The organism is Leptolyngbya sp. FACHB-8 (assembly GCF_014695575.1).
Taxonomy (GTDB): Bacteria; Cyanobacteriota; Cyanobacteriia; order Elainellales; family Elainellaceae; genus Vacuolonema.
This window is the reverse complement of sequence record NZ_JACJOO010000037.1, coordinates 59,220-65,219: the sequence shown is the minus strand read 5'-3', so window position 1 is coordinate 65,219 and position 6,000 is coordinate 59,220. Positions and strand designations below refer to the sequence as shown.

The 6,000-nt window shown below is 51.7% G+C and carries 5 protein-coding genes and 4 tRNA genes; 6 read left to right on the top strand and 3 right to left on the bottom strand.

The window, feature by feature from the left end; genetic code table 11:
* The first annotated feature begins 298 nt into the window (after positions 1 to 298).
* The 6 genes from H6F91_RS07645 to H6F91_RS07620 all read left to right on the top strand — a co-directional run bounded on the left by H6F91_RS07645 (position 299) and on the right by H6F91_RS07620 (position 3,273).
* Positions 299 to 1,168: a DMT family transporter gene (locus H6F91_RS07645; RefSeq protein WP_190771087.1), complete on the top strand. Its 870-nt coding sequence runs from the start codon at positions 299 to 301 to the stop codon at positions 1,166 to 1,168.
* Positions 1,169 to 1,306: 138 nt separating this feature from the next.
* Positions 1,307 to 2,581 (top strand): acetylornithine/succinylornithine family transaminase, encoded by a 1,275-nt coding sequence (locus H6F91_RS07640; protein WP_190771086.1) that lies wholly within the window; start codon positions 1,307 to 1,309, stop codon positions 2,579 to 2,581.
* Positions 2,582 to 2,624: 43 nt separating this feature from the next.
* A tRNA-Tyr gene (locus H6F91_RS07635) sits at positions 2,625 to 2,706 on the top strand.
* A 72-nt stretch (positions 2,707 to 2,778) separates the two neighbouring features.
* Positions 2,779 to 2,850: transfer RNA gene (locus H6F91_RS07630), tRNA-Thr, on the top strand.
* 196 nt (positions 2,851 to 3,046) lie between these two features.
* A tRNA-Tyr gene (locus H6F91_RS07625) sits at positions 3,047 to 3,128 on the top strand.
* Between the two features lie 73 nt (positions 3,129 to 3,201).
* A tRNA-Thr gene (locus tag H6F91_RS07620) sits at positions 3,202 to 3,273 on the top strand.
* A gap of 66 nt (positions 3,274 to 3,339) precedes the next feature.
* Here the strand turns inward: H6F91_RS07620 and H6F91_RS07615 are convergent.
* The 3 genes from H6F91_RS07615 to H6F91_RS07605 all read right to left on the bottom strand — a co-directional run bounded on the left by H6F91_RS07615 (position 3,340) and on the right by H6F91_RS07605 (position 5,925).
* A complete protein-coding gene (locus H6F91_RS07615; protein WP_190771085.1) occupies positions 3,340 to 3,675 on the bottom strand; it encodes a hypothetical protein in 336 nt (111 codons plus the stop codon).
* 67 nt (positions 3,676 to 3,742) lie between these two features.
* On the bottom strand, positions 3,743 to 5,164 hold the full coding sequence (locus H6F91_RS07610) for a radical SAM protein (protein ID WP_190771084.1): 1,422 nt from the start codon (positions 5,162 to 5,164) through the stop codon (positions 3,743 to 3,745).
* 23 nt (positions 5,165 to 5,187) lie between these two features.
* Entirely contained in the window at positions 5,188 to 5,925 is a 738-nt protein-coding gene (locus tag H6F91_RS07605) for a prolipoprotein diacylglyceryl transferase family protein (protein WP_190771091.1), read from the bottom strand.
* Between the last annotated feature and the right edge of the window lie 75 nt (positions 5,926 to 6,000).

Here is a 6,000-nt window from a genome sequence, read left to right as displayed (position 1 = left end):
AACACCGTTTGAGTGGGGTGGCAAGCGAGCGGCACGACGACAACGAGCGCGATCTAAACGACCTAAGCATCGATTAGGAGGGTCTGGGGCTGTAACCCAGTCCTTGGTGGCCTGAAATGCTCCACCTGAAATGGCAATACTCACGCCAGATGACCCACTAGATGCAATTTCCTGTGGCCTTTCTAAAGCACGCTTCCAGGAAATACAACTCTTGAGAGAGCATACCTTTCACCTGACCGGACGAAGTAGTCCACTTAAAAACACGATAAACCTGAGGTTTCTGAATTGGGGTAGGGCGATGGTTTATCTCAAGCTTTTGGCAACCATGGCGATCTGGGGTGGTACCTTTATTGCCGTAAGGGTTGCGAGTCAGAGCATGGGGCCATTCTCAGGGGCATTTTTGCGGTTTGCGATCGCCTCCCTCTGTCTCCTGCTCCTCACCCGCCAATTGATCGGCAAATTGCCACCCCTGAAGCCTCGCCAAATTCCATTAATCGTAGTGTTAGGCATGAGCGGCATCTTTGCCTACAATGTCTTTTTCTTCGCAGGGCTGAAAGAGGTTGAGGCTGGCCGAGCCGCGTTGATTGTTGCCCTCAATCCTACCGTGATTGCCCTGGTTGGGGCCCTCTTTCTCAAAGAATCGCTCTCCTGGCTCAAAGGATTGGGGATTGGGCTTTCCCTCATCGGTGCTGCGATTGTCATCGGCCACGGCAACCCCCTTAACCTGCTGGCAGAGGGGATTAGCCATGGAGATTGGCTCATCTTCGGCTGCGTCGCCACCTGGGTCATCTATACGCTCGTTGGCAAACGTGTCATGGGCGAACTCTCGCCTCTGGTCGCCACGACCTATGCTTGCCTGGTGGGCACCGGAGCATTACTGGTCACGGCTCTGGCGGAGGGTTTCCTGACGCAATGGACAACGTATCCCCTGGTTGCCTGGCTGGGAGTAGCCTATTTGGGTGTCCTGGGCACCTCTGCTGGGTTTCTCTGGTACTACGAAGGTGTCAAAGCGATTGGTTCTGCCCGTGCATCAATCTTTATTAATTTGGTGCCTGTGTTTGCGATCGCCCTCGCGGCCCTGCTCCTACGAGAACCCATCGCTCCATCCCTACTGGTCGGGGGGGTACTTGTCATCAGTGGTGTTTATTTAACGAACCGCAGTGCTTGATGCTTTATGTCGCCATTCCCTGACCTCTACTCCATCCCTTCAAAAAAACTGCCGTAATATAAACCAATGTGGCTAATGTAGCTTCTGTAACGATTCACTTTTTCAGTGACCCTGCACTATCTGTTTAGAGGAATAACCGTGAGTCCAGAAACCCTCGCTCCAATCCCCCCGTCAGCCCTGTCAGCCTTTTCGCCGGCTGAGTTTGATGAATATGTGGTGCATAGCTATGCCCGCTTTCCCCTAACCCTGGAGCGAGGGAAAGGATGCCGCGTTTGGGATACCGATGGCAACGAGTACCTGGACTTCGTGGCTGGGATTGCCACCTGCACCCTGGGCCACGCTCACCCCGCCATGGTGGAAGCCGTCACCAAGCAAATTCAGAAATTGCACCACGTCTCCAACCTCTATTACATTCCCGAGCAGGGCGACCTGGCGAAGTGGCTGGTCGAGCATTCCTGTGCAGACAAAGCTTTCTTCTGCAACTCCGGTGCTGAGGCTAACGAAGGCGCGATTAAATTGGCCCGGAAGTACGCCCACACCAAACTGGGCATCGAAAATCCCATTATTCTGACGGCCAACGCCAGCTTCCACGGCCGTACCCTGGCGACCATCACCGCCACAGGTCAACCTAAGTATCAAAAGAACTTCAACCCACTGGTGCCCGGCTTCCATTACGTGCCCTATAACGATCTGGAAGCACTGGAAACGGCGATCGCCACCCTCGACAATCCCACCCGTCAGGTTGCGGCCATTCTCCTCGAAGGTTTGCAGGGTGAAGGCGGTGTGCGTCCGGGCGATCGCGCCTACTTCCAGCGGATTCGGGAAATCTGCGATGAGAAGGGCATTCTGTTGCTGATGGATGAGGTACAGGTGGGCATGGGCCGCACCGGTCACCTCTGGGGTTACGAGAACCTGGGTATTGAACCGGATGTGTTTACCTCTGCAAAAGGTTTGGGTGGCGGCATTCCCATTGGTGCGATGCTCTGCAAATCTTTTTGCGATGTGTTCGAACCCGGCGACCATGCCAGCACCTTTGGCGGCAATCCTTTCGTTTGTGGCGTAGCGCTGTCTGTTTGCCGCACTATCGAGAAGGAAAATCTGCTGGCGAATGCGATGGCTCGGGGTGAGCAACTGCGGAATGGGTTAGAGGCGATCGCCCAAAAATTCCCCACCCTGATTCAAGAAGTGCGCGGCTGGGGTTTGATTAACGGCTTGGTGCTTCAGGAAGAGGCGAATCTGACAGCGGCAGAAGTGGTAAAGGTGGCGATCGCAGAAGGCCTGCTACTTGTGCCTGCTGGCCTCAAAGTTGTGCGCTTCGTCCCCCCGCTAATCGTGTCCGCCGAGGAAATTGATCAGGCGTTGCAAGCTGTTCAAACTAGCCTGTCGAAAATTTCTCAAGAAAAAGGCTTGTAAAACTGCACGCCTGTTGTTACGATTAATAATCGTGGAAAGAGACGGGTCGATGCCCGAGTGGTTAATGGGGGCGGACTGTAAATCCGCTGGCTACGCCTACGCTGGTTCAAATCCAGCTCGGCCCATCCACGAAATGTTAGATTGTAGACTCTAAGCTTAGAGTGATCCAAGTTTAGAGTCTAACGATCTGACTCTCTGCCCGTGTGGCTCAGTGGTAGAGCACACCCTTGGTAAGGGTGAGGTCACGAGTTCAATCCTCGTCACGGGCTTTGGTTACAATCGTAATACTGAAGGCAAGTTCCAGCACTACTGAGTAGCGCTGGAATTTATTTTGGTGTGCTCGCTATATTTGGCGCATCCCTGTTGAGTATGGTGAGTAAAACCACCACATCCAACAAAAAATCTGGAAATTTTGATTGTAAAACTGCACATCTATTGCTAGGATTAATAACTGTGGAAAGGAACGGGTCGATGCCCGAGTGGTTAATGGGGGCGGACTGTAAATCCGCTGGCTACGCCTACGCTGGTTCAAATCCAGCTCGGCCCATCCACAAAACAGTTGGATTGTAGGCTCTAACTCTGAGTTATTTTGAGCTTAGAGCCTATTATTCCGACTCCATGCCCGTGTGGCTCAGTGGTAGAGCACACCCTTGGTAAGGGTGAGGTCGCGAGTTCAATCCTCGCCACGGGCTTTTTAAGAAAGGCGGCACTCTCAGGAGTGCCGCCTTCTTTGGCTCAGAGCTCTCTGGATTCATGGATCACAAATAAAACGACACTGCTCGGAAGACCATAAAGGAACATGTCCCATTGAGGAGAGCGGTAATTGTGGCACCAATAATAACGCCTTTCATCATGCCGGTTTTACCCTGGCGTTTTAATCTCAGGGCTAATGGAATGACATAGGCTAATTGCAATAAAAAGAACCCTACTGCTCCCATAGCCCAAATCTGAAAGACTCCATTTTCGCCAAACAATATGCCAATGACAAGTCCCACAATACCAATGACAGATACGGCCAGAATGTGATGTAGAATCAGTAACCCAATGCCTTTAAGAATTTCGACGAATTCGTTGGATGGCCTATCTTCAGTCATGATCTTGATGGGTATATTGATGTGATTCTGTTTGCCCTAATTTTTTGCGTATTTCGTACACATGAAATTAGTGTGCTTTTTGCATCTGAATTACTTTTTCATATCCAGCGCTTCCCTCTCGGTAAAAGAGATTATAGGTATCAAAGGGAATTAGGCGTCCGTCAGGATGTGCAATATGTATACACGATCGCTTCACCGATCGCACATCAAAGTTATACGCATCGAGAAATTGCACAATCATAATTCGGAAAATATTTTCATAGGTCAATCCAGCAGGTACAGCGACTTTCGGTAAGCAGCACAGAAGTTGTTGAAGGGATGTTGTGGCTGATGCTGGAGAGTGGCTGGTCGAGAACAACTCGAAGATCCGTTGCTTTAAGTCGGGATGTTGTTCATACAGAACGGAGTTGGGCATCATATCCACAAAGGTTGGCGTCGAAAACATCCCGGTAAGCGGAATGACCTTGCTGCCCAATTTAAGTGCATAGGCCATGGCTAAAGAATCGGGATGGCAGGGAACCGGCAGAATATCCTGGGGTTTGAAGTGTGGGCTTTGTTCGAGAATGGCGCGACGCACTTCGGTAAGGGTGTAGCGATCGCGCTTTGGATCAAACCCCTCCAGCCGCCCTGCAATTTGAATGGGTTGGAAGGTGACTCCGCGCACACACCGTTGTTTCAATGCGAAGTCGATAATTTTGCCGATTTCGTGGTCGTTCAATCCCTTTTTGAGGGTGACAACCAGGGTGGTGGAGAGATTGAACTCGTTGAGGTGGGCGATCGCCTGTTGTCGTACATTCCGCAAATCGGCCCCTCGCAGTTCACGCAGAGCCTCGGCCTCGAAGCTGTCAAATTGCAGGTAGATTTCGATGCCGGGTTGGTATTGGCGGAGGCGATCGCAAAATTCCCGATCCTGTGCGATTCTCAACCCATTGGTATTAATCATCAAATGCTTAATAGGCCTGTCTTTCACCAGATCCATCACAGCAAAAAAGTCGGGGTGTAACGTGGGTTCACCACCGCTCAGTTGCACGACTTGAGGTTCCCCTTCGTTTGCTACAACAGCGTCTAGCATTCGCTCAATTTCAGCAAGGTTGCGATGGCGGCGGGGTTGGTGCGCCGAGTTCACCTCATCCACGCCAGAGTCGGCATAGCAGATGGGGCAGGTGAGGTTGCAGCGATCGGTCAGTTCCACCAACGTCAGGCAGCTATGTTGCTCATGATCGGGGCATAGGCCGCAGTCGTAGGGGCATCCATGCTTGATCGGAGTGTTGAACCGCAGGGGCATATCCCCCGGTTTCAGGAAAGCTTGAATCTGGCGATAGTATTCTGCATCGTCAGCAATGAGGACGTCTTCTCGTCCATGCTCAGGGCAATGCTTGACCAGGTACACTTGCTCATCCTGGAAGATAATTTTTGCCTCTACTTTACTCAGGCACTTGGAGCACAGACTATTGGTGAGCGCGTAGAAAGTGTAAGGGCGAGTGGGCATAGGACAAGTTCAATCCCAAAATACTAACGAGGAGAAACCTGTAGCGATAGCTGACGCAGACAATATAGCAACCCCAACAGACAAGCGATTTGGATAAAACTGATGCCCAGAATGGGATGAAAGTCGGGTTTGAGGAAATCAATGAAGAAACGGAAGCTCAAATAAGAAGCCAGGTAGAGTTGGAAAAGCTCACCCGAATAGTGAGGAAAACGGCTACGGAGGGCGATCGCCCCTGCCAGCCCCACCAGAAACACAATTTCATAAAGCTGTGTCGGATGGCGCGGAATCCCATCACCAAAATCAACGCCCCAAGGGAGGCGGGTGGCAATGCCGTAGGTGCGATCGCTCAACCCCGTCAGGAAACACCCCACCCGACCGATCGCCGTACCCGCGATAAGCGGATACACAAATGCATCGCCCGTAGACCGGGTAACTCCAATCCAAATTTTGGTTAACTCAACCCCCGCAACCGCACCCAGTAAAGCCCCTACCACCGTCTTACCTTGCAGGATAAGTAGGAGCCATTGCTGCCACTGCTCCCACAACAGATTGATGTGTTGCAGCAGTACCAATCCTTTCGCTCCTATCAAGGCTCCTAGGAGACCCCCAACGATAACGGAACTGCGATCGGATGCGCTGATGGTGTCCTTTTTAATGTTTCGTAGGAGTAATCGTAGGGCGATCGCATATCCCAGGGACTCAAACACGAAATGTGGATGAAGTTTCCAGGAGCCAAATCCTAAGTAGACGGGGAATTGCATGGGCGATCGCGAAGTCTGAGTGCTCCGGCTCATTTTCCTGGTTTTATAGCGTAACGTCCCAGCATTAGCGCTGGT

Excerpts from the sequence above, each read along its gene's own strand:
- H6F91_RS07615 (WP_190771085.1), bottom strand. The coding sequence starts at position 3,675 with ATGACTGAAGATAGGCCATCCAACGAATTCGTCGAAATTCTTAAAGGC.
- H6F91_RS07605 (WP_190771091.1), bottom strand. The coding sequence starts at position 5,925 with ATGCAATTCCCCGTCTACTTAGGATTTGGCTCCTGGAAACTTCATCCA.
- H6F91_RS07645 (WP_190771087.1), top strand. The coding sequence starts at position 299 with ATGGTTTATCTCAAGCTTTTGGCAACCATGGCGATCTGGGGTGGTACC.
- H6F91_RS07610 (WP_190771084.1), bottom strand. The coding sequence starts at position 5,164 with ATGCCCACTCGCCCTTACACTTTCTACGCGCTCACCAATAGTCTGTGC.